Source organism: Streptococcus oralis, assembly GCF_026782125.1.
In the GTDB taxonomy this organism is placed as follows: domain Bacteria; phylum Bacillota; class Bacilli; order Lactobacillales; family Streptococcaceae; genus Streptococcus; species Streptococcus oralis_CE.
Genome location: NZ_JAKUVY010000007.1, coordinates 33033 through 56854, shown reverse-complemented (window position 1 = coordinate 56854; position 23822 = coordinate 33033). Strand labels below are relative to the sequence as shown.

Below are 23822 nucleotides of genomic sequence, written 5' to 3'. Positions count from 1 at the left end.
AAAGGTCAAAAATAGCCTGCTTTCTAGACTCTCGAAACTAATTCCCTCCCAAGTCAAAACAAGTTGCTTGACAAAAGATTGACTTCATGGTTTAATATACCCCGTAAGGGTATGTTTGGAGGTGCCTATGTTTCACTTATTATTTACAAAAATTGACAGTATTTCTACCAGCGAGTTAGAAGCTAAACTCAGAGAACCAATTCAGCTACTGGATGTTCGGACGCCTATGGAATTCCGTAGAGGTCATATCAAAAATGCCAAAAATGTTCCTTTAACGGAAATCGGTTCTTATACACCTGCAACAAAAGAAACACTTTATGTCATTTGTCATTCAGGTGTACGAAGCAAACTAGCTGCGAAAAAGCTAAAGAAAAAAGGCTACTATGTCATCAATGTTCGAGGCGGTATGAGCGCTTGGACAGGCAAGGTCATCTAGAAGCATAAAATAATTGGCTACGCAGCCTTGAACCTTATCGAGGGTCTGAGCGACAATATCCAAGGTGTCCGCTCGAAGACAATCTGACTAAGGGCCAAAATTCCTAGATGTGCAGATAAGTGGCGAATTTCAGGGGAGCGACCCAAGGTCGATACCATTCATATCCCCCTAAATAAACTAGGGGAGAGCTTAGATGAACCGGACAAGAACCAGGTCTACATCCTTAGTTGCCACAGCGTTTTGCGCAGCTAGATCACAGAGCGTATCCTCTAGCGGCAGGTTTTACCGTCCAAAACCTTGACGCCGCTTATTCACTATACAAAATGGCTAATCCAGAAGGAGTCGAATATGGAAACGAGTATCAGCATGGCTGACTTTTATGAAAAATACCTAAATGAAAATATAAACCTTATCGATGTACGTGAAGTGCACGAATTCCAAGCAGGACATGCACCAGGTGCCAAAAATCTGCCTTTAAGTACCTTGGAGCAAGGTTACAAAGAACTCAAACCTGACCAGGAATACCATGTCATCTGTCAAGGTGGAGTCCGTTCCGCATCTGCTTGTGAATTTCTAAGCGCCCAAGGCCTCACCGTTATCAATGTAGAAGGTGGTATGAATGCTTGGCCCGGTCAAGTAGAATAATGAAAAAACCGATTAAGGAACTTAATCGGTTTTTTCATTTCTGCAACCCACTGATATAGGGCACGTAGCCCGTCACCTCTAAAAAACGAAGCACATTGATGGTATCTAAAAAGAGGTCTTCTCATTGGTATTTGGGGAACTCAGCCGTTTGTCCAACATGATTTCTTTATCGAAATAGACTTAAATACCTTTGTCTGCATTGTTTATCAATAGCAAATTAGTTTACTTCCGTTTAATCAGGTATCGGATGGCCTTTTCTAGGCGTTCCTTTTGAGCCTCGGGGTCGTCTAGTGGTTGGTTGATACAGTCAGTGAGATTTTCAGTAATGATCATCTCAATCACGCGCTCAACGCTAGATTTCACTGCTGTCAACTGCGTAACAATATCTGCGCAGTCACGATCTTCTTCAATCATCTTTTGAATCCCACGCAACTGACCCTCTGAACGTTTCAGGCGTGTGATATACTTTGAGTTTGTCATTAATTTATCCTTGGTCACTTTTTGTTCATTATATCTCGAATAAGGGGCTTTGTCAAAATTCACTTCCTGTCTGTATTTGTAGGAGGCAACCTCTCCTCTGTATCAGAAAGAAAAAATTGATAAGCATGGAAATGGAAAAGAAACTCTGTCCTCCTTGAAGCACGATCGAGAAATCAAGTATCCGATTAGTTATGCCTTATATCTTGGACAAAAAGGCTAGGATCACTATCCCATAGACTAGAACTAGAGCCAGCCCAAATCCGATACCAAACCACTTGTAAAACTTGTCCATTCCACTGTAACGTTCGACATAGGCCCTGGCCGGCTTGTCTGGATCATACCAGACCGTCAGCTCCGAATGAAGGGGGAAATGGGTCTGCATCAAGCGTTTGAAGGAAACAAAGGAGTTACTGTAGCGAGTAATCGAAGGCGCTAGCATATCTTCTCTTGTATAGTCCTTTAAAAATTTAGTAGTCCCCCACGGAATTGTGACCGTTTTGAACATAAAATACTGCAAGGTTTTCTTATAAGCAATCCCATCCACCGTGTATTCGACGATAGGTGGATACCCCTCACGAAAACGGCTATAGCCGATAACCGTTCCAGGAACGGATGACTTGGCAAGGCGGACCAACTTCTGATCTCGAAGATAGAGGTAGAGAAAGGTCCCACATACAAACACAAAAGATAGGAGAGTGACGACTGTCCCAACTATCAAACCAATCACTTCTTTAGTCATATGAACTCCTCCAGTTATTCTATACAGTAAAATCTCAAAACTAACTCATCCAGAAAGGACATCGATGTCCTCGAGTCTACTCTTCGGATTTTTCTTTTGACTGTTTTTCTCTCAAATCTTTCACAGATTTCGATATGATATCTCTCACCTGTTCGTCAGTAAGTCCTGGAATCTGGTAATAGGGATTATTGGACTCGCTTTTTGACGGTTTTGTTCCTGAATTTTCGGTTTTAGAACTTTGTTCAGTCGAAGACGAGGATTTCGATTCTGGGGAACTGGATTCTTTGGTCTTAGAGGAACTGGACGACTCAGACTCAGAAGACTTGGACGTTCCAGGCGTGTTAAAATCAAGCTTAGGCGGATTGTTTACTTGGACGTTCGGCTGTTTCACAGGTTTATAGAATAGCCCAAAAGACAACAGCAAGGCCATCAAGATCCCAATACCAGCCAAGGTTCTTTTATTGGCTTCAGCCGAGGGAACCTTTACTCCCTTTGTACTGAGTATTTTCCATTCTGGATACTCTTTTTCTATGGCTTTTTTCTGTCTCCTAAGAGGACCAAGTAGAAAATGATTAAAAGGCACAATCGTTACCATAGCCACCGTTACAAGCGGGACATAATTGGAATGACTTGATACCAGTAGAACATCGAGTATAGCGAGAAGAATGAAGAGGAAACGCCCCACAAACTTACGAACTTGATGCTCTTTTTTGATCTGCAAATATCTCTCTTGTGACATTATCATCCTCTCTTTTCTATTTCTTCATTAAATATCACTTTCCCCTGTTCATATTTTCGCACAGCTAAGAACCAGCGGATAGGGTTGTTTTGGAATAAGAAAAGGTACAACAAGGCAGGAAAGAGACCTGCTAAAGGCGAGAAAAAGATTTGTATATCAAATGCCTCTTGCTTATTGAATGAGTCAATAGTGCCCGGAATTGCAGCAGCAAATATTACTATAGTAGTCATAAAAACTAGTAGCATGACAATCATAAAAGCCAACATTTTCGCAAACGTCGCTTTTTTCTCACTAAAATTTTCCCAGAACAAATTTGAATAAACTGCTTCTTTAAACTCTTTCTTTGTTGCTCCTTGGACTCGTTTCACTCCTTTATATAAGGCGACTTCCATCATCCATATAAATCCAAATAGGATAAAGGAAAGACAAAGAATAAAAATAGGAACCATCCCACTATTATAACGAAGGCCTGAGAAAATTGGTATTGCAACAAATCCTCCGAGTAAACCTAACAAAGAGAATATAGCAATTAAAGGAGCAATCCCCCTATTCGATCTCCTAGCCCCTTCTGTATTTAACAAGGCACTCTTATCAGCTACTAGAGCCTCTTTTGTTCGCGTGTTATAGTAAACGGCCTTATCACCGCTCTGTCCAATAAAAATTATTTTTCTCATATAAAATCACCACAGTTTCCACCAATCACTATAATCAGAAACTTCAATTTTATCATAGGTTGTTGATAAAACATCACCAACCACTGGTAATGGTACTAGCGTTTCTCTCGTGTTTCTAGTTCTTCTCCTCCCCAAATAATACTTTTCCCTGCTTGTATTTTCGTACGGCTAAGAGCCAGCGGATTGGGTTGTTTTGGAACAAGAGCAGTACGACACTAATTGGTACGATTGTTGCTCCGATGGGTACCATGAACATGGACGGCTCAAACCATTCATGTTCATAGTAGGGAATGAAGGTCCCAGGTATGGCAAAGAACACAACAATAACAAAAACAAATAGAAGAACGAGGATAACAAATAGATACAAGATGATTTTATCGACTGTTGGTTCCTTATCCGGAGATTTTTTCCAAAATTTACTACTTTCAACCGCTTCTTTAAACTGCTCTTCACTTGCTGGGACAAGTGACTTAGCCCCACTGTAGAACAGTTTTTCAAATCCATAAACACTTCCGATAAAAACGAAAAAGATAGCGACTAGATGGATCGGAATCATCCACTCACTCAATCTAAAGGGCGCTATCAAGGAACGAATCCAAATACTGATGATAGCAACTAGCAAGAAAGCAAAGAAGAGAACCCAAGGCCACTTGGATTTCTTTGAACTGATGGCGCCTTCACTATCTGGCAAGTTGCTATATTCTGTCGCTAAAGCCTCTCTCGTCCTTGTGTTATAGTAGACGGATTGCTGGCATCCTTGGCCTATATAAATGATTTTTCTCATCTTACATTTCTCCCTCTTTCCCTCTGCTACCGTCCTGTAATGTCTCCATCAGCTCTTTGAACAGTCGTTTGCGTGTTTTCATCTGAAATTCATAGACAATATAAACAAGTGAAAAAAGCCCTAACATATACATAATCAAGAACTGAAAATCAGAATAGCTAAAATAGCGATAGATGGAAAACAGTATCATAAGGAAACAAAAAATCTCAACTAGGACGGTCCATCTAGATTTTCTCCTAAGTGTTTTGATATTGGCTTTTGTCAGCCGGACTTTTCTAAATCTATCTGTCTTCATGTTACGTCGGGTAGACTTGGCAAGGAGAATGGTCCCAAAAGCTAAAAACAGAGACATCAGGATAAAGAAAATCAGGTTGAAAGGGGATGAGACATCTCCAAAGGTTTGGTTGAGCAACTTTGACAGCCGTTGGAAGGAATAGATTGCAATAGGGGCTGCAATGGCTGAATAATTCATGCCTTGTTTTACACCGTAGAATACTTGATTCTTCAGATCATAATAGATAAAAGAGTCCTCCAGAGGGCCCATACTGATTAAATTTTTTACACTTGTGTCCATCTTATTTCCCGTCTCCTAAACTCAATACGGATGTTCAAACAAAGTTCTACTTTCTCTTAAAAGCTTCGTGACAACGATTGCCAGCAGTTTAGCCGATTTTCGGCGTTTGCCTTCCTAGAGAAAGAAAAGTTTATTAGTATTATAGCATGAACCCCCAGAAAAGGTAAAATATCCCCGGCAGATACATTTGCTAGGGCCAAGAAAGGCTTCGTCATTCCATAAAAAGCGAACAAGTCCGCATTCTAAAAACAGAATACGAGCCTGTTCGCTTTTTCTATGTCTATGATGTGTTTTCCTCATCTCATCGTTCCAAGCGAATACGGGTCACAATCCCATCCGGGTCTACAAGATCCACTTCACTCGAATGTAACCACTTAATCGGAGCTTCTACCTCTTGTGCTTGCTTAACGATGGCTAAGAGTTCCTCCTTGCTTTCGACCTCAAGGACATAGTAGGCCAGGCCTGGCAAGCTTTGCTCACGCGGAGTCAGACCTTTTCCAGCCCATTCATTGACAGCCAGGTGGTGATGGTACTGACCAGCCGCTATCCAACTAGCACTAGGAATGCTAAATTTATCTTCTAACCCTAACACCTTTTGATAAAACTGACTCGCCGCGTGGCTATCCTTCACCGATAGATGGATATGCCCCATTCTCGTCCCTTCAGCTAGGATAAAGGGATCCACCTTTTCCCCTAACTCATAAATGTCCTGTGCCGCAAGGGCTTCGGTCACACCGATAATGCGGCCGTCTTCTCGAATATCCCATGAAGACACTGGCTTATCACGGTAGAGTTCAATGCCATTTCCTTCCAAATCCTCTAGATAAATAGCCTCACTGTATCCATGATCTGCACCCCCGACCAGAGGAATCTGCAAGTCACTTAGGTGTTTCAAGACATCTGCCAAAGCTTTTCTTGTTGGCAACAAAATCGCCAGATGGTAGAGCCCATAACGCTCCCTTACTTCCCCAGCTTTTTCAGTCGCAATCAAGTGGACCAAGGCCTTTCGATCAAGTCCCAAAATCGCTTCTGTCTCTGTTTGAGATAAAATCTCCAAGCCAATAATCTGGTGATAAAAAGCCGTCTGACTCTTCAAATCCTTGACATTTAAAACCACCTCGGCTAGGTAAATGTGGCTTTGGTATGCATAAGTCATAGGGGTGTCTCCTTTTTTGTTGTAACTTTATAGATTACAACAATTATACACTATTGAGATAAAATGTCAACGAAGACAACTCAAAAGAGCTGGAAACCAGCTCTTCTTTTTATTTTACAACAAGCTCGTAGCGAGTTTTGCTGGTAAAGGTTTGCCCTGCTTTGAGAATGACTTGGTCTTTGAGGTCACTGTGAATGGCATCTGGTAAGGCCTGAGCTTCAAGGGCAATCCCATTGTGCTGAATCATTGGCTGACCAGCTATGACGACACTCTCATCCACAAAGTTTGCGGTGTAGACCACAAAGCAAGGAGCCTCTGTCTTGAAAAGCAGGAAACGACCTGAGTTTTGGTCATAAAGGAAACCAGCATTGTCATGACCTGCAGGGAGGGCAAATGGGTGGTCCAAACCAGATACCAGTTGGATTTGCTCATCGTCCTCTGCAAAGATGTCCTTGAGCAAAGCACCATTGTAGATGTGTTTCACCACATCGCGATCAGCATCTGAAGTTTTTGCTGGCACACCGTCCGGGGCAATTGGGTAAATGCCCTCCGTATTTAATTGGAAGACATGACGGTCAATTGTCTGCGTGAAATCACCAGACAAGTTGAAGTAGCTATGATTAGTTGGATTGACCAGCGTATCCTGATCAGTCGTTACCTTGTAGCTGATTTCGTAGGCACCAGTTTCTTCCAAGTGGTAGCTGATCCAGATCTTGAGATTACCAGGGAATCCTCCTGTCCCGTCTGTACGCTCTGTGTAGAGAGTCAAGCCATGGTCGCTCACCTCAATCAATTCAAACAAGCTCGCATCCCAACCTGTTGAACCACTGTGGTTACAGTTGCTAGCATTATTGACTTCAAGATTATAGGTCTGGCCATTGAGTTCAAATGTCGCACCTGCAATACGGCCCGCTACAGGACCTACACTTGCTCCATGCTTGGGACTATTGCCTACATAGCTATCAAAATCATCAAAGCCCAAGATCACATTGGCAAAATTTCCAGCCTTGTCAGGTGTGACATAGCGCAAGATGGTTGCACCATAAGTCATGACCTCAAGTTGGTAGCCACTGTCAGTCTCAAAGCGATAGGCCAAGACATCCTTGCACTCATGATTTCCAAATACACGCTCTGTGTATGCTTTCATTCTTCTCTCCTTTAATCCATTTCTCTTAAGTAAACAAACCATAGAGAGTGTATGCACCATCTATGGTTGTAGTTTCTATTTTCAGAATCCTTTGTCAGAAAACCTTAAATATCTTCTTAACAAAAGGGAATTCTTCTATTCTCATTTTATGCTTCTACACGTTCAGTCCATGAAGTCGCTGTTGTTTGAAGAACCTTGTTGAGTTCGTCAATGTTCTCAAAACCTGTTGTACGCAACCACTCACGAGCTGCTGCTTCACCGTCTTTGATGTAGGCTTCAACTGATCCAGCCCATGTAGCACGGCCACAAAGAACGCCGTTGAAGTTTGCGCCTGATTCGTGGGCAAAGACTAGTGTTTCTTGGAAGAGTTTAGCTGACACACCTGCACTCAAGTAGATGTATGGAAGATTTGTTGCTTCATCTTGAGCTTTGAAGAAGGCTGCTGCTTCTTCGCGTGTATGAACGATTTCACCATCGCCAAATCCTTCAACGTATTTGACGTTGACTGGAACTTCCACTTTCAAGACATCGATGTTGAAGCGTGGGTCTGAGAAGACCTTCATAGCACCGATAACCTTGTGTGGTTTCACTTTAGCGTATTCTGCAGAACCTGCGTCAGCGATTTTTTCATCGTAAGCCAAGATTTCAAGGAAGAATGGAATGTCTTCTGCCACACACTCAGAACCAATACGTTCGATGTAGGCTTGTTTTTCTTGGTTGAGTTCGTCAGCGCTGTCTACATCGTAGTAAAGCAAGAATTTGACAGCATCTGCACCTTGTTCTTTGATACGTTTGGCAGACCAAACATCCAAGCAGTCAGGCAAGCGTTTAGTGCTAGTTGTGTCATAACCCGTTTTCTCATAAGCAAGGAGAAGACCAGCATTGGCATCAAGCGCTTTTGTAGCTGGAAGACCATACTCTGGGTCAAGAAGCATAGAGGATGCATATTTTGTCAATTCATCTGCTACCAAGACTTTGAGTTCTTCCATTTGAGCCACTGTTGGCTCTTCTGTTTGGTATTGAGCCATGAGGCGTTTCAAAGCACCACGTTGGTCAAAGGCAAGAGCTGAGATAATGCCGTTCTCGTCAGAGAGTTTTTGCAAGCAAGCTACTTTATTGGGACTTAATTGTAATTTACTCATAGACACTTCCTTATTTTTGATATTCATGAATGATCACACCTTGTACCACACGGTTTACGGTACCAGTAGGAGACGGTGTATCTGGTTTATTTTCTACCTTGAGTGAAGTCAATAGGGCAAAGAGTTGGGCATAAACGATGTAAGGGAAGACACGGTAAATATCGTTCAAGACACCGCCACAACCAAGGGCTACTTCTTTGACATTTTCAAGACCAAAGGCTTGATCACTCAAGAGCACGACACGACGAGCAATGTGATCACCAGCCACTTCACGAACCAAGTCCAAGTCGTACTTGCGAGTGTAGTCTGTCGTTGTACCAAATACCAAAACAACTGTATCTTCGTTGATCAATGATTTTGGACCGTGACGGAAGCCAACTGGGCTTTCATACATGGTCGCCACTTGACCAGCTGTTAATTCCAAAATCTTGAGCTGAGCTTCATGAGCAAGGCCAAAGAAAGGACCAGCACCAAGATAGATGACGCGGTTAAAGTCAAGGTCTACAAGCCCTTTAACATCTGCTGCATTGTCTAGAACTTTGCGGGCAAGGCTAGACACAACTTCAAAACGTTCAGCTTTCACAGCAAATTCTGTAGGATCAAAAACCAAGAGAGCTGTTAGCATCATGGACGTAAAGCTAGAAGTCATGGCAAATCCAGCGTCATTGGAAGCAGCTGGTTGCAAGAGCAAAAGATTGCGCTCATCGCCATGAGCTTGAAGAGCCAATTTACCATCTGCAGCACATGTAATGGTCACTTGATAGAGGTCATCAACCAAGGCTTTGGCCAAATCAACCGTCGCCACACTTTCAGGTGAATTCCCACTACGAGCAAAGGAAACAAGGACAGTCGCCACATCTTTTTTCAAATAAGTTTCTGGATTGGCAACGATATCTGTTGTCGCAATGGCATTGAAATTCCATTTGCGTTCGTCATAGACTTCCTTAAAGTAAGGCACCAAGGTATCTCCCACATAAGCAGAAGTACCAGCACCCGTCAAGATGACCTTGATATAGTCATGCTTATCAGCAATTCCTTGTAGGAATGCTGCAATTTCTTCTCGTTTTGCTTGATAGGCTTCAAAAGCCTCTTTCCATACATCAGGCTGTTGGTAGATCTCACGAGTCGTGATTTCTGCACCCAGTTCAAGTAATTCTTCTTTTGTGTAATTTAGCATAGAGTTCCTCTAATCTATTGTTGTTTCATTCCTATTGAAAATATGGGAATGGGAGTGACTCCCATTCCCATGTATATTCTATATAAGATGTTCTAACGATTTTCACGTTATCACATCGTATACTCAATGAAAATCAAAGAGCAAACTAGGAAGCTAGCCGCAGGCTGTACTGGAGTACGGCAAGGCGACGCTGACGTGGTTTGAATTTGATTTTCGAAGAGTATTATTCATCTTCGTCATCATCGAAGCCCGCTAACAGATCGTTGACTTTTACAATGCTTTCTGCAGCTCGGCTCTTGTAGTCCGCATCTGCGCCTGTAAGGCTGGCATTGATAAATTCAATCACCATTGGAAGATTCATTCCTGCGTAGAGTTCAATGTCGCGACCTTCCATGATCAAACGGCTTACCACGTTACATGGTGTACCACCGAGAAGGTCCGCAAAGACTAGGAAATCATCCAATCCTTCGATAGCAGCTTCAAATTTTGCAGTAAATTCTTCTGGGCCATCTTCTGGAAGAAGAGCCACTGCATGAATGTTGTCTTGTGGACCCATGATCATTTCAGTGCTACCTTTAAGTTCTTCACAGAAACGACCATGACTCACCAAAATTAACGATTTCATCATAAATTATGCGCCCATTCCAAGCAAGAATTTACCAATGAATGAAAGACCTACTGCAAGAACGATAATGATACCGATCGCTTTAGTAGAGTTCATACCTTTCTTACCAAGCAACCAGAAGATAAAGGCAGTAAAGATTGCTGGAAGCAAGCGTGGGAAGATTGAGTTCAAGATGTCTTGGAAGTCAATCATCTTTTCACCGATTGGCAATTTGTAAGAAATGTCAAAGTTGATCATTGTTGCTACAAGAGCACCCATCATGAAGACACCAAGTACAGATGCAGCGTCAATCAAAGCTGTCAAAGTACTTTGCATGTTGTTGATAAGGTTAACCCCTTCTTTGTAGGCAAATTCCAATTGTTTCCAACGGAAGATGTCATAAGCAACTGCAACTGCGATCCAAAGGAAGATACCCCATGGTTGGCCAGCGATAGCCATAGTTGCTGCGATAGATCCCATGATAGCAGGTACAAGTGAACCAAAGATTGTGTCTCCAAGAGGAGCGAATGGTCCCATCAAACCTGTCTTGATACCGTTAACGGCATCTTTTGAACCTACACCATCTTTTTCTTCCATGGCAAGGTCAAAACCAGCGATAATTGTGTGGAAGAATGGAGAAGTATTGAAGAATTGAGTATGAACTTTCATCATTTCTTTCAATTCAGGAGTTCCATCCCCATACATTTTACGCAATTGAGGCAAGATCATGTAAAGGTAACCAGAAGCTTGCATACGTTCGTAGTTCCAACCTAATTGGAAAGTAAACAAGCTACGTTTGTTGATTTGATTAAAATCTTCTTTTGTAAGTTTGTAATTAGAATTCGTCATCTTCAATTTCCCCACTTTCTGATGGTGTAGAAGGTGCTGCTACAGCTACTTTTTGGCTGTTCTTAAAGTGAACAACTGCAAGGAAGATACCTACGATAGAGATACCGATCATAGACAAACCTTTGAAGTTGTTAGCAAAGCCAATCTTTTCAGCAACATCAGCAGGAAGAGTACCAAGGATACCCGCAACAGCTCCACCAAGACCTGTTACATATGAGTAAAGAACAGTCAACATAGCTGTCAAACCGAATCCCATTGCAAGGTAGTGAAGGTTACGTTTAACTGGAAGGTAACGAAGCAAGATAGCGAATCCAAGACCTGGAAGCATACGACCTGCAAGTGTCAAACCGTCTGCAACCCATTGGTATTCTTTAACAAGGTTTACAACACCTTGTACGAATTCTCCACCAAAAGCAAGGGCGAAGAATACTGGAAGGGCACGAGAAAGAGCCCATGGAAGCGCACCAAGTAGGTAGTTGCGTTCGATACCATTGTAGTCAAAGCGTTCGATCGCAGCATCAATACGGTGTGCAAAGAAAGTAGTTGTCATACGTCCAAGAACGTCGAAGTATGTCAAAAGTGCTGCTACTGGTACAGCGATTGTTGTAATCGCAAGGTCTGTATCAATACCTTGAGAGATAGAGAATGCTGTTGCAAGAACCGCACCAGAAGTTGCGTCGATACGAGAAGCACCACCGAAGGTACCAACCCCGAGAACGAACAACTGCAAGCTACCACCGATAAACAAACCAGTTGTCACATCTCCCATGATCAAACCAGTAATGAAACCAGCGAATACAGGGGAACCTGCAGATGAAACGATTGTCAACTCATCACAGATTTGATAAGCTGAGTACAAAGTGAGAAGTAAAATTTGCCACCATTGTATCATAACAATGACCTCCTAAAAATTTTTTCCTATTTTAATAAGCTCAAAAAGTCTGATACGGGATCGTTTGGAACCATTTGAGCAGTGAGTTTAACACCTTTTTCTGCCAGTTTGTGGAAGTCTTCCACATCCTTGTCTACCACGTTGATAGAACGCGTGATAGAGCGAGTTTCTGGTGTTTGAGACATATTGCCGACGTTAAGTGTTTCAAGCGGAACACCTGCTTCGACCAAACCAAGGAAACGGTCTGGTTTACGTGCAACGATAAAGAGACGTTGGCTATCGTATTTACCAGCAAGGATATTTGCTGCTGCTTTCTCAACTGGCAAGATACTGAGTTTCACACCTGGTGGTGTCGCAAGCTTCAAACCACTCTTTTCAATATCGTTGTTAACAACTTCGTCGTCTACAACCATAATGCGTGAAACATTTAATTTTCCAGCCCAAAGATTGGCTACTTGACCGTGGATCAAACGTCCATCGATACGGCATCCTACAATTGTCATAAGTTTTCCCCCTTTATGTGTTTTAGTGTAGGTTTACGAGTTAAATGAATCTCTTCTTTATATTCACCTTCAGTTTCAAAGATGATGATGCGGTTATCACCTTGCTTGAGATAGCTATGAGGGATATAAAGTGAGAGGGTCGGGCCGACATTCCAGAAACGTCCTAGGTGACGCCCGTTGACAAAGGCAACTCCCTTACCAAACTCAGATAAATCTAAGTAGGTATCCTTAGGCTCTTCAACGGTAAAGTCGAAAGCGTAAAAGGCCGGTTGTCCTTCTGTCCATCCTTTTGAAAAATCAATTTTCTCAGGATTATCCAACGGAAGTGGATATTGTTTCCAATTTAACATGAAGTGTAGATCCTTGCAGACACCTGTACGAATTCCTTTACGCTGCGTATCTGCCAAGAACTTATGACCGTAGTTGACACGCCCCATATTTTCGATCAAGATGTCAATTTCTGAAAAGCCTTCTCGGTTGCCCTTACAGTAGATATCTTCACCAATCTCTGTCTGGTATTGAGTAGCAATCCATTGACCATCTACAAAGAGTTGAGCTCGGTCACGTCCATCGATGATACGGAGACGTTCCTCTTCTGCATCCCAACTTGCCTCAGTGCGGTAGAGAAGGTAGCCATAACTTTGACCAAGTTCTTCCATCGCTTTTGGATAGAGGCTTTCAGTAGGACTAGAGAGATTATCCAGGGTTTCAAACAAGGAAACTTTTTCGACCAATGGAATGGACCCTATCTCCATGCTTTCCTTATAGAGTGGTTCCAACTGTGGATACTCTGGGAAGTGGGTTGCCATCATCTTCTTGACTGCTAAGTATTTAGCAGTTGGATTTCCTTCTTCATCGAGAAGGGCATCATAGTCATAAGATGTGACTTGTGGCAAATCCAGAGTTCCTCGAGCCGAGCAACCATTCATGAAACCAAAGTTTGTCCCTCCATGGAACATGTAAAGGTTGATAGAGCCTTGCTCCAATACCTCTCGAACAGCTTCTGCCAATTCTTTAGGATCACGAGTGATGATGGGTTCTTTCCAACGGTTGAACCAGCCATCCCAGAATTCCATACACATGAGGGGCCATTTTTTGCCATACTCATCAAAGAATTCTTGCATTTGTGAGAAGTTGTATGGAGCTTTAGAACCGAAGTTCCCTGTCACAAAGAGATCGTCTTCGATCAAGGTTCCGGCTTTCAGAGTAGCCCTCCATGGACCATCTGAAGTAAAGAGTGGGCAATCAATCCCTCGGTCTTCCATCAATTTCCGAATCGCTCGTAGATAAGACTTATCTTCTCCATAAGAGCCATATTCATTTTCGACTTGCATCATAAGAATGTTTCCGCCATTATCCAACAAGCGAGGCACAAGCCTTGGCAATAATTGGTCATAATAGCGAGCAACAGCCTCGATGTAGGCCGGGTCGGACGAGCGAATTCGCACGCCCTTTGTCAAGAGCCAAGCCGGCAAGCCACCAAATTCCCATTCCGCGCAGATAAATGGAGACGGGCGTACAATGGCATAGAGACCCAGATCTTGTGCAATTTGAAGAAATCTCTCCAAATTTCTGGCACCTTCAAAATCAAACTCCCCTTCAACAGGTTCGTGTAAATTCCAAGCCACATAAGTCTCGACTGTATTAAAGCCAAGCGCCTTTAAGTTATAGAGCGAATGATACCAATCCTCTGCTGGAATCCTAAAATAATGAATGGCGCCGGATAAAATCTTGAACGGTTTTCCGTCTAAATAGAAATCGTCCTCAATTTTAAATCTTGTCATGTTATTACCTCTGACTAATTAAGTTTGCGCTTTCATTTATTATAATATTAACTATAATCAAATCTTTTGCATTTGTCAATAGGTTTTAGAAAATTATTTAAAATTTTTCTATTTTTTTACTTACCGTTTACCGAAATTATCTAAAAATAACATGAAAAAATAGCATGAAAACGATCTTTTTATGTATGATAATTCACAAGAACATCAAATGAATTTTTTTACATGTAAAATAACATTTTTAGTCTATTATTTTAATTTTTTGACCTTAATACTACTCTTTTCTCTATATTTGTGGTAAAATCAAAATTGGAGAAAGAGAATCGAGGTGAAATTTATGGCTATTCCTAAATACCAATATATTAAAGATGAATTAAAAAACAAAATCATCTCTGGTCAATTTGCAAGTGGAGATAAATTTTATACAGAAGCCGAATTGATCGCGATGTACGATGTGAGTTCAATCACAGTTGTTCGTGCCTTGAACGACCTTGCTAAAGACGGCTACATTGTCCGCCAACAAGGTAAAGGTACTTTCGTTTCACGTGCCCGCAAGCACAAACTCGTTGAGTTTTCAGATGTCGAAATCTTTGAAACAAAAGACGATAAAGTTACTGTCCTTTCTATCGAGCGCGGAAACAAACTTGAATATTTAGATAAACTTGGACTGCGTGGAGATCAATTCTACTATAAGATTGAACGTATTCGTCAGACAAACGACGTGACATACATCTACCACACATCTTATATTCCTGAGCAATACATCAATGCCAACTATCCAAATCTTGATTATTATAGCTCTATCTATACACGTTTCAAATTGGATTACCGCATTCACATGAGTGATGAACACTTTGAGGAAATCAACGAAATCGCATTCCCAACACCAGAGCATGCTGCTTCTGTACTCGGAATCGATACACAATTCCCAACTGTCTTCCAAACGAAGACTACAAAACTTGAGGCCACTGGCCAAGTCCTTGCCTATAGTGAAACTTATAAGCGAGCAGACTACTACAAAATCAAATTCATCTCATGTAACCGAGGTCATTAAGAAAAAGCCTGAGCCCAGCTCAGGCTTTTTCTGTATTTATTATAGCACGAGAATGAAGCTGTGAAAATGCCATGAAGGCCTCTTATTTAATTAGTAGCATTTTTACTAAAAACAAGGTAAAATTTCGTTTAGTTTTTCCTCGGTTTTATCCCTTATTAGCAAATTTCTCCTAAATCTTATGATTTCCTCTATTTATTATAGTTCTTATATAAACCCACTTGACATTTCATTCCTTAGATAATAAAATAAAATTGGTTTTATGTAAACGCTATCATACGCGATAACAACAAGGAGGTTTTGTCATGAAACTAGAAAAGAAACAGCGCTTCTCCATTCGTAAATACGCGGTTGGAGCAGCTTCTGTACTTATAGGATTTGCTTTTAGTGCACAAGTCGTAGCTGCCGACGGGATTACTCCGGCTCCAACAGCTGAGGAAACGGTTCAAACTGTCCAAGAGAGTCCACAAACACCCGAAGAAGTTGTAGAGCCCAAGGTCCCAGAAAAACTGGAAGAAAAGGCTGAAGAGCCTGTAAAAGAGGATGTCAAAGAAGACAAGAAGGTTCCTCATACAGTTGCTCCAAAAACGGAAGAGACAACTGCACCAGTTGTGACAGAAAATACTAGTCCTACTCCGACTACTGAGAAAGAAAGTCCTGCTTCAACTGAAGTTCCTGCAGAAAACACTCCTTCAGAAAAGAAAAATGAAGCAGCTACACCTGCAGCAACTACTCCTAGCACTGAACGAGCACCTCAGGTAAATGAAAAACTGGCTAAAAGAAAAATGATCTCAATTGATGCTGGACGTAAGTACTTTTCTCCAGATCAACTCAAAGAAATCATCGACAAAGCTAAACACTATGGCTATACTGATCTTCATTTACTAGTTGGAAATGATGGCATGCGTTTTATGTTAGACGACATGACGATCAAAGCCAATGGCAAAACCTATGCAAGCGACGATGTCAAACGTGCACTCGAAAACGGAACCGATGCCTACTACAAGGATCCAAACGGTAACCACTTAACAGAGAGCCAGATGACAGACTTGATTAACTATGCCAAAGATAAAGGTATCGGTCTAATCCCAACCGTTAATAGCCCTGGCCACATGGATGCCATTTTACATGCCATGAAAGAACTAGGCATCCAAAATCCTAACTTCAACTACTTTGGTAAAGAATCTGCCCGTACTGTTGACCTTGATAACAAAGAAGCTATTGAGTTTACCAAAGCTCTGATTGACAAGTATGCTGCTTACTTCGCTGGTAAGACTGACATCTTTAACATCGGACTTGACGAGTATGCCAACGATGCCACAAATGCTAAAGGGTGGAGCGTTCTTCAAGCCTACAAGTGGTATCCCGAAGATGGCTTCCCAGATAAGGGTTATGACAAATTTATCGCTTATGCTAATGACCTAGCTCGCATCGTCAAATCTCACGGTCTCAAACCAATGGCCTTTAACGATGGTATCTACTACAATAGCGATACAAGCTTTGGAACCTTTGACAAAGATATCATCGTTTCTATGTGGACTGGTGGATGGGGCGGATATGACGTCGCTTCTTCTAAACTTCTAGTTGAGAAAGGTCACCAAATTCTCAATACCAACGATGCTTGGTACTATGTTCTCGGACGAAATGCCGACGGCCAAGGCTGGTACAACCTGGACCAAGGGCTCAATGGAATCAAGAACACTCCAATCACTTCTGTACCAAAATCTGAAGGAGCAGATATTCTGTTCATCGGTGGTATGGTAGCTGCTTGGGCCGATGACCCAGCTCAACGCTATTCTCCATCACGTCTCTTCAAACTCATGCGTAGCTTCGCAAATGCCAATGCTGAATACTTTGCTGCCGACTATGAGTCTGCTGAGCAAGCTCTGAAAGAAGTCCCGACAGACCTTAACCGCTATACTGCGGAAAGTGTCGCAGCTGTAAAAGAAGCTGAAAAAGCTATTCGCTCACTCGATAGCAACCTCAGTCGCGCCCAACAAGACACCATTGACCAGGCAATCGCAAAACTCCAAGAAGCTGTTAGCAACTTGACCTTCACACCAGAAGCTCAAAAAGAAGAAGATGCAAAACGCGAAGTTGAAAAACTTGCCAAGAACAAGGTGATCTCAATCGACGCTGGACGTAAGTACTTCTCAGCTGAGCAACTCAAACGTATCATTGATAAAGCTAGCGAACTTGGATATTCTGATGTGCATCTCCTCCTAGGAAATGACGGACTTCGCTTCCTACTTGATGACATGACTATCACTGCTAACGGAAAAACTTATGCAAGTGACGATGTCAAAAATGCCATCATTGAAGGAACAAAAGCTTACTACGATGATCCAAACGGAACCACTCTTAGCCAGGCTGAAATCACTGAATTGATCGAGTACGCAAAATCAAAAGGCCTCGGACTCATCCCAGCAATCAATAGCCCAGGTCACATGGATGCCATGCTTGTCGCTATGGAAAAATTAGGTATCGCAAACCCTCAAGCCAACTTTGACAAGGTCTCTAAAACAACCATGGACCTTGAAAATGAAGAAGCGATGAACTTTACAAAAGCCCTTATCGGCAAGTACATGGACTTCTTTGCAGGCAAGACTAAGATCTTTAACTACGGTACAGACGAATACGCTAATGATGCTACCAACGCTCAAGGCTGGTATTATCTAAAATACTACAATCTCTATGGCAAGTTTGCTGAGTACTCTAACACTCTTGCTGCCATGGCCAAAGAACGAGGCCTTCAACCAATGGCCTTCAACGATGGTTTCTACTACGAGGACAAGGATGATGTTGAGTTTGACAAGGATGTCATCATCTCTTACTGGTCTAAAGGGTGGTGGGGCTATAACCTTGCAACTCCTCAGTATCTGGCAAGCAAAGGCTACAAACTTCTTAATACCAACGGAGACTGGTACTATGTTTTAGGCAATCACAAAGCAGACGAAGCCTACCCACTATCAAAGGCGATTGAAAACTCTGGTAAAGTGCCATTTAACCAACTTGCTTCTACCAAGTATCCAGAGGTAGACCTTCCTACTATTGGTAGTATGCTTGCTATCTGGGCAGATAAACCAAGTGCCGAGTACAAGGAAGAAGAAATCTTTGAACTCATGACTGCCTTCGCAGATCACAACAAAGACTACTTCCGCGCTGACTACAATGCTCTCCGTGAGGAGCTTGCTCAAATCCCTACTAACTTGGAGGGATACAGCAAAGAAACTCTCGATGCCCTAAATGCAGCTAAAGAGGCTCTCAACTACAACCTCAACCGCAGCAAACAAGCCGAGTTAGACGCTCTCGTAGCCAAACTCAAAGCAGCCCGCCTAGGCCTCAAACCAGCGGCAACTCACTCAGGAAGCCTCGATGAAAATGAACTAGCTGCCAACGTTGAAACCAAACCGGAACTCATCGCAAGAGCAGAAAAGATTCCTTTTGAGGTTATCAAAAAAGAAAATCCGAACCTCCCAGCTAAGCAAGAAAAGATTGTCACACCAGGTGTAGATGGTGAACGCACTCATTACATCTCTGTCCTTACTGAAAATGGTAAACAAACAGAAACCGTTCTAGATAGTCAAGTAACCAAAGAACCAGTGACCCAAGTGGTTGAAATCGGTGCCCCTATTACCCACAAAGGGGATGAAAGTGGCCTTGCTCCAGCTGCCGAAGCGAAACCAAGACTGGATATCCAAGAAGAAGAGATTCCGTTCACTACTGTGACACGTGAAAATCCACTCTTGCTCAAAGGGAAAACTCAAGTCGTTACTAAAGGTGCTAACGGTCGTCGCAGTCATTACTACTCTGTGAGCACTAGTGCTGACGGTAAGGAAGTGAAAACTATTGTAGATAGTCTTGTGACCCAAGAAGCAGTGACCCAAGTTATTGAAGTCGGAACCCTTGTAACCCATGTAGGGGATGAACACGGTCTTGCTCCAGCCGCAGAAACAAAACCTAGACTGGACATCCAAGAGGAAGAAATTCCATTCACTACTGTGACACGTGAAAATCCTCAATTACCAAAAGGACAAACACAAGTTGTTACTAAAGGAGCTAACGGCCACCGTACTGCCTTCTACTCTGTGAGCACTAGTGCTGATGGAAAAGAAGAAAGAACGCTTGTCAATAGCGTGGTAACACAGGAAGCGGTCACTCAAGTTGTTGAAGTCGGCACTGCCGTTGAGAAAGCTGAGCAAACTGCACCAACTACTGCCAAAGCAGATGAAAAACAACTCCCTGCAACAGGAAGTCAAGATTCTGCAGGCTTGGTCGCAGCAGGCCTCATGGCGACTCTAGCAGCCTACGGACTGACTAAGAGAAAAGAAGACTAAACCTCTTCAATAAGAATAGAAAAAAGCGAGATTGAATCTCGCTTTTTTATTTTATGATTAGTCACCAAGTCCGATACGTTCAAAGATATCATCCACACGTTTGGTATAGTAAGCTGGGTTGAAGATTTCGTCGATTTCTTCTTGAGTAAGGCGTGAGGTTAGTTTTTCTAATAACTACGAACCTATTTTAAATGCAGTTGCATATGCATAATGAAAAGCAAATGTTGATGCAAACAAATTAACTTCTGGCCTAACATTACTATAACTACGTTCTTTAAAGCTCCAAAATACTCTACCCTGCTCATGTTCCCTATAACCTATTATATTTGTATCATATAATAACTGTAAAGTATCCTCTGGTGTTCTCATTTTTCTAGGTATTTGCTCACCATATTCTTTTTGTCTTTTAACAAAATCTTTATAATTTTTTTCAAATTGTTTATACGTAAATCGCTTAGTTCTAAAACTCTTAATAAATTTTTGAAATATATTGTACTCATCATCATCCATGTAAATCAACATGTAGTCTTTTAGTTCTCCTAGTAAGTACTGAGGATATTCCGTTTTAATCATATTTGCGAAATCTTCTCTACTAAATTTGTCACCTTCATTCTTTTCTACTAATTCGTTCAACATTGTTAAAATATCCCTCGGTTTGTATAAAGAATAACGTAAAAACTCTATAAATGAATCTTCGCTGTTATAATCTTCTCGACCCGAAACCTTATAAGGAAAATAATCGTCCCATGTCAATCCTTTTACACGATTAGATAAAGTCTGTTGTTTTAAAAAATAATTATCTGCGATCTCAAAAAGTTTAGAATTTCTATAAGCCTTATAAGTAGTATTCCAGTTAATTAGAACAGAATTGTCCCTCAGTTTTTGATTCATATTGTGAATTGACATGGAATATATAATATCTGGCCTAATTAGTAAAGAGACCTTAATCCCTTTATCTTTTAATTCTGAATTATTTAATTCTATTACAGCATTTACTAATCCTCTCAAGCACTCAATATAGTCTTCATGCTTGATATCAGATGGCCTTGCATCAATACCGTCAATAAATAAAATAAATTGCTTATCCAACTGTATTTCTTTAAATACTTTTTTAAATCCATCTAACAATTTAATTAGAGTCAATTGATAATTACTCTCAGCGTATTTTTCTGAACTTTCCACTCCAAACTTAACAGATGGTTTAAAAATCCCCCCATTAATCATTGCATTTATAGAACTGTTAGAGTTTTCAACAAACTCAATTGCTTGAATAAACTCTGGCGAAAATGCATCACTATAAAACTCACTAATTACCGAATCTAATTTTTTAATTGGTCCAGATTTAAGTAAAGTGCTCGGTAAAAATTGTTTAATTTCCTCACTAAGAACAAGATAAATTACATTCATCCAAACATCTTTATAGGATGACATATCCAAAGATTTATTCTTTTTCATACGAATGAATTTATCATATACAGTATCTTGAACAAATTTAATTTTAGCTTCAATATTATCTACACTCTGTTTCGAAAAATATACTGAATATGCTGTTTTCCCAGAACCTTTTTCGCCAACAATAAAGTATTTTCTAGGATCCTTTATTTCTTCTAATACATTATCTGCTAAAAATACCTTGTTAAATAGTTTTAACTCAGTTCCACTAGAATTATAGTATTCATATGCATCGCCTTTTATTGTTTGTAAATTTTCAATTTTAATCATATTGTTAAGTCCTTAATTATTTCATAGTCCGATACGTTCAAAGATATCATCCACTCGTTTAGTGTAGTATGCAGGGTTGAAGATTTCGTCAATTTCATCTTGAGTGAGGCGTGAAGTGACTTCTGGATCCGCTTCCAGAAGCGGTTTAAAGTCTACTTGGTTATCCCAAGAGTAAGCCGTTTTCGGTTGAACAAGGTCGTAAGCTTGCTCACGGGTCATGCCTTTTTCAATCAAGGTCAACATAGCACGTTGGCTGAAAATCAAACCAAATGTAGAGTTCATGTTGCGAATCATGTTTTCAGGGAAGACTGTCAAGTTCTTGACGATGTTTCCAAAACGGTTGAGCATATAGTCAATCAAGATGGTCGTATCTGGCGTGATGATACGCTCAGCTGATGAGTGAGAGATATCACGTTCGTGCCAAAGGGCTACGTTCTCATAGGCTGTCACCATGTGACCGCGGATAACACGCGCCAGACCTGTCATATTCTCAGAACCGATAGGGTTGCGTTTGTGAGGCATTGCTGAAGACCCTTTTTGCCCCTTGGCAAAGAATTCTTCCACTTCGCGTTGCTCAGACTTTTGCAGACCACGGATTTCCGTTGCCATACGTTCAATAGAAGTCGCGATGCTGGCAAGAACCGCAAAGTACTCAGCGTGAAGGTCACGAGGAAGCACCTGTGTAGAGATTTCTTGAGCACGGATACCCAGTTTGTCACAGACATATTGCTCAACAAATGGTGGGATATTGGCGAAGTTTCCAACCGCACCCGAAATCTTACCAGCTTCCACGCCAGCAGCCGCATGCTCGAAACGCTCCATGTTACGCTTCATTTCGCTGTACCAGGTCGCAAGCTTGAGACCAAAAGTTGTTGGCTCAGCGTGCACACCGTGGGTACGCCCCATCATGATGGTGAACTTGTGTTCCTTAGCCTTGTCAGCGATGATATTGGTGAAGTTTTCAAGGTCACGACGGATGATGTCATTGGCTTGCTTATAAAGGTAACCATAGGCAGTATCCACCACGTCAGTAGATGTCAAACCGTAGTGAACCCACTTGCGCTCTTCACCAAGAGTTTCAGAAACCGCACGCGTGAAAGCCACCACATCGTGACGCGTCTCTTGCTCAATCTCCAAAATCCGGTCGATGTCAAAGTCCGCTTTTTCACGAATCAAAGCCACATCTTCCTTAGGGATTTCCCCCAACTCAGCCCATGCCTCGTCAGCCAAGATTTCCACCTCAAGCCAGGCACGGTATTTATTTTCTTCACTCCAAATGTTCGCCATCTCAGGGCGAGAGTAACGGTTGATCATATTTTGTGTTCTCCTTCTGTTTTGTCTGTTTGAATGTTATCAAGAATTTTCTGAGCTGATTCTTTCTTCAATGTATTTTCTATCCATTGAGTTTGATGAGCTTTTATATACTTTTGCCAAATAATTAGTAAAACAAGACCAATAAAAAGTATACCTAAAGTAATAAATAATCTTTCAACTGCACTATAATTAGCAAAAAAATAAACGCTAATCCCCCATGATATCTCAATTAATGTTAATAATAATTTTAAAATTTTAATCCTGTTGATTACTTCCGGTTTGACATCCTCATCACTAATAATGATACTATTGTTTAATATACTAATTATATTTTCAGGTTTAGAAAACCAAATAATCAGTAATCCTATAGGTGCAACGATTGTGTATGAATCTTTATCTACTTTTGAAAAAATAAAAAAGAATATTGTTGGTAATATCAGATAAATTACTTTTATTAAAATGCGGAAAATTTTTTTATATACTGGTATGTCAACGCTCTGATATCTTAGCAGAACAAATAAATTTAGAAAATATGAGAACCCTAAAATTTGAATAAATGGAATAGCTCCTCTTGAATAACCTTCAAAATTATCTATCATAGTTTTGTAACCATGACTATACTTAGAAATTAAATCAAACAACTCATTTTTACTAAGACTGTTAGGATTTATCATGGAAAACATAACAGTAATATTTAAAAATATAGTTCCTATCCAAAAAATAAATGCTATCAGAAATGACAATACAATATAAATTAATATTAAACTGAGTAAAAATCTCTTTTGTTTAATATAAGCAACAATTCTTTTAGTGAAGTAAAATAGAAAAATACCGTTTATAAAGCAAATAATGATAGGGGTTAAAAAGCTTAAAAATGGTATTTCATTTAAAATTACCCCCAATACTATAAATAACATTCCATTTACAAGAAACGGAAGCATATATAACATCAAATAGCAATAACCAATGATGTGTTCAGCATCAATTGTTCTACTTTTGAAAAATTTTTTTATTTTTTTTGGTAATAATTTAATTTTCTGTACTAATTGTTCTACTATATTCAAACTTTCCTCCTG

22 protein-coding genes and 1 pseudogene are annotated in these 23822 nt (G+C 41.0%); 5 read left to right on the top strand and 18 right to left on the bottom strand.

What is annotated here, in order from left to right:
- Positions 1 to 127 precede the first annotated feature (127 nt).
- The 3 genes and pseudogenes from MK385_RS08145 (at position 128) to MK385_RS08135 (ending at position 1081) form a co-directional block, all read left to right on the top strand.
- Complete coding sequence (locus tag MK385_RS08145) at positions 128 to 436, top strand: rhodanese-like domain-containing protein (protein WP_268725786.1); 309 nt, start codon at positions 128 to 130, stop codon at positions 434 to 436.
- 9 nt (positions 437 to 445) lie between these two features.
- Positions 446 to 810: pseudogene (locus MK385_RS09815) on the top strand (rhodanese-like domain-containing protein); the annotation flags it as partial.
- A complete protein-coding gene (locus MK385_RS08135; RefSeq protein WP_268725785.1) occupies positions 785 to 1081 on the top strand; it encodes a rhodanese-like domain-containing protein in 297 nt (98 codons plus the stop codon). The pseudogene MK385_RS09815 and the gene MK385_RS08135, both read left to right, overlap by 26 nt.
- A 222-nt stretch (positions 1082 to 1303) precedes the next feature.
- Here the strand turns inward: MK385_RS08135 and MK385_RS08130 are convergent, their stop codons facing one another.
- The 15 genes from MK385_RS08130 to MK385_RS08060 form a co-directional block, all read right to left on the bottom strand.
- Positions 1304 to 1561: a metal-sensitive transcriptional regulator gene (locus MK385_RS08130; protein ID WP_002880547.1), complete on the bottom strand. Its 258-nt coding sequence runs from the start codon at positions 1559 to 1561 to the stop codon at positions 1304 to 1306.
- Positions 1562 to 1757: 196 nt separating this feature from the next.
- A complete protein-coding gene (locus MK385_RS08125; RefSeq protein WP_000159878.1) occupies positions 1758 to 2300 on the bottom strand; it encodes a DUF3592 domain-containing protein in 543 nt (180 codons plus the stop codon).
- Between the two features lie 76 nt (positions 2301 to 2376).
- Entirely contained in the window at positions 2377 to 3039 is a 663-nt protein-coding gene (locus tag MK385_RS08120; RefSeq protein WP_268725784.1) for a hypothetical protein, read from the bottom strand.
- 2 nt (positions 3040 to 3041) lie between these two features.
- A complete protein-coding gene (locus MK385_RS08115) occupies positions 3042 to 3713 on the bottom strand; it encodes a hypothetical protein (RefSeq protein ID WP_001226099.1) in 672 nt (223 codons plus the stop codon).
- A 115-nt stretch (positions 3714 to 3828) separates the two neighbouring features.
- On the bottom strand, positions 3829 to 4497 hold the full coding sequence (locus MK385_RS08110) for a hypothetical protein (protein WP_268725783.1): 669 nt from the start codon (positions 4495 to 4497) through the stop codon (positions 3829 to 3831).
- Position 4498: 1 nt separating this feature from the next.
- Positions 4499 to 5071, bottom strand: a complete 573-nt coding sequence (locus tag MK385_RS08105) for a hypothetical protein (RefSeq protein ID WP_268725782.1) — start codon at positions 5069 to 5071, stop codon at positions 4499 to 4501.
- A gap of 301 nt (positions 5072 to 5372) precedes the next feature.
- The gene (locus tag MK385_RS08100) at positions 5373 to 6227 is read right to left on the bottom strand and encodes a VOC family protein (RefSeq protein ID WP_268725781.1); all 855 of its coding nucleotides are present in this window, start codon (positions 6225 to 6227) and stop codon (positions 5373 to 5375) included.
- A gap of 109 nt (positions 6228 to 6336) precedes the next feature.
- A complete protein-coding gene (locus tag MK385_RS08095) occupies positions 6337 to 7374 on the bottom strand; it encodes an aldose epimerase family protein (RefSeq protein WP_268725780.1) in 1038 nt (345 codons plus the stop codon).
- A gap of 146 nt (positions 7375 to 7520) precedes the next feature.
- On the bottom strand, positions 7521 to 8516 hold the full coding sequence (gene lacD, locus MK385_RS08090) for a tagatose-bisphosphate aldolase (RefSeq protein WP_025169605.1): 996 nt from the start codon (positions 8514 to 8516) through the stop codon (positions 7521 to 7523).
- A gap of 10 nt (positions 8517 to 8526) precedes the next feature.
- Positions 8527 to 9693 (bottom strand): SIS domain-containing protein, encoded by a 1167-nt coding sequence (locus MK385_RS08085; protein ID WP_268725779.1) that lies wholly within the window; start codon positions 9691 to 9693, stop codon positions 8527 to 8529.
- A 223-nt stretch (positions 9694 to 9916) separates the two neighbouring features.
- Positions 9917 to 10321: a PTS sugar transporter subunit IIA gene (locus MK385_RS08080; RefSeq protein ID WP_268725778.1), complete on the bottom strand. Its 405-nt coding sequence runs from the start codon at positions 10319 to 10321 to the stop codon at positions 9917 to 9919.
- Between the two features lie 3 nt (positions 10322 to 10324).
- Positions 10325 to 11146: a PTS system mannose/fructose/sorbose family transporter subunit IID gene (locus tag MK385_RS08075; RefSeq protein ID WP_000185284.1), complete on the bottom strand. Its 822-nt coding sequence runs from the start codon at positions 11144 to 11146 to the stop codon at positions 10325 to 10327.
- The gene (locus MK385_RS08070; RefSeq protein ID WP_000616996.1) at positions 11133 to 12038 is read right to left on the bottom strand and encodes a PTS mannose/fructose/sorbose/N-acetylgalactosamine transporter subunit IIC; all 906 of its coding nucleotides are present in this window, start codon (positions 12036 to 12038) and stop codon (positions 11133 to 11135) included. The genes MK385_RS08075 and MK385_RS08070 overlap by 14 nt, the downstream gene beginning before the upstream one ends.
- A 26-nt stretch (positions 12039 to 12064) precedes the next feature.
- Complete coding sequence (locus MK385_RS08065) at positions 12065 to 12541, bottom strand: PTS sugar transporter subunit IIB (RefSeq protein WP_000156968.1); 477 nt, start codon at positions 12539 to 12541, stop codon at positions 12065 to 12067.
- The gene (locus tag MK385_RS08060; RefSeq protein WP_139658215.1) at positions 12538 to 14325 is read right to left on the bottom strand and encodes a glycoside hydrolase family 35 protein; all 1788 of its coding nucleotides are present in this window, start codon (positions 14323 to 14325) and stop codon (positions 12538 to 12540) included. The genes MK385_RS08065 and MK385_RS08060 overlap by 4 nt, the downstream gene beginning before the upstream one ends.
- A gap of 334 nt (positions 14326 to 14659) precedes the next feature.
- Between MK385_RS08060 and MK385_RS08055 the strand changes: the two genes are divergently transcribed.
- Complete coding sequence (locus MK385_RS08055; RefSeq protein ID WP_001007181.1) at positions 14660 to 15376, top strand: GntR family transcriptional regulator; 717 nt, start codon at positions 14660 to 14662, stop codon at positions 15374 to 15376.
- A 302-nt stretch (positions 15377 to 15678) separates the two neighbouring features.
- Positions 15679 to 19710, top strand: coding sequence for an LPXTG-anchored beta-N-acetylhexosaminidase StrH (strH, locus tag MK385_RS08050; RefSeq protein ID WP_268725777.1), 4032 nt, complete (start codon positions 15679 to 15681; stop codon positions 19708 to 19710).
- Positions 19711 to 19884: 174 nt separating this feature from the next.
- On the opposite strand, the gene MK385_RS08045 is transcribed toward strH, so the two are convergent.
- The 3 genes from MK385_RS08045 to MK385_RS08035 are packed head-to-tail and all read right to left on the bottom strand — an operon-like array spanning position 19885 to position 23810.
- The gene (locus MK385_RS08045; RefSeq protein WP_268725776.1) at positions 19885 to 21432 is read right to left on the bottom strand and encodes a P-loop ATPase, Sll1717 family; all 1548 of its coding nucleotides are present in this window, start codon (positions 21430 to 21432) and stop codon (positions 19885 to 19887) included.
- Between the two features lie 21 nt (positions 21433 to 21453).
- Complete coding sequence (purB, locus tag MK385_RS08040; RefSeq protein WP_268725775.1) at positions 21454 to 22746, bottom strand: adenylosuccinate lyase; 1293 nt, start codon at positions 22744 to 22746, stop codon at positions 21454 to 21456.
- Positions 22743 to 23810: a beta-carotene 15,15'-monooxygenase gene (locus tag MK385_RS08035; protein ID WP_268725774.1), complete on the bottom strand. Its 1068-nt coding sequence runs from the start codon at positions 23808 to 23810 to the stop codon at positions 22743 to 22745. Before MK385_RS08035 ends, purB begins: the two co-directional genes overlap by 4 nt.
- Between the last annotated feature and the right edge of the window lie 12 nt (positions 23811 to 23822).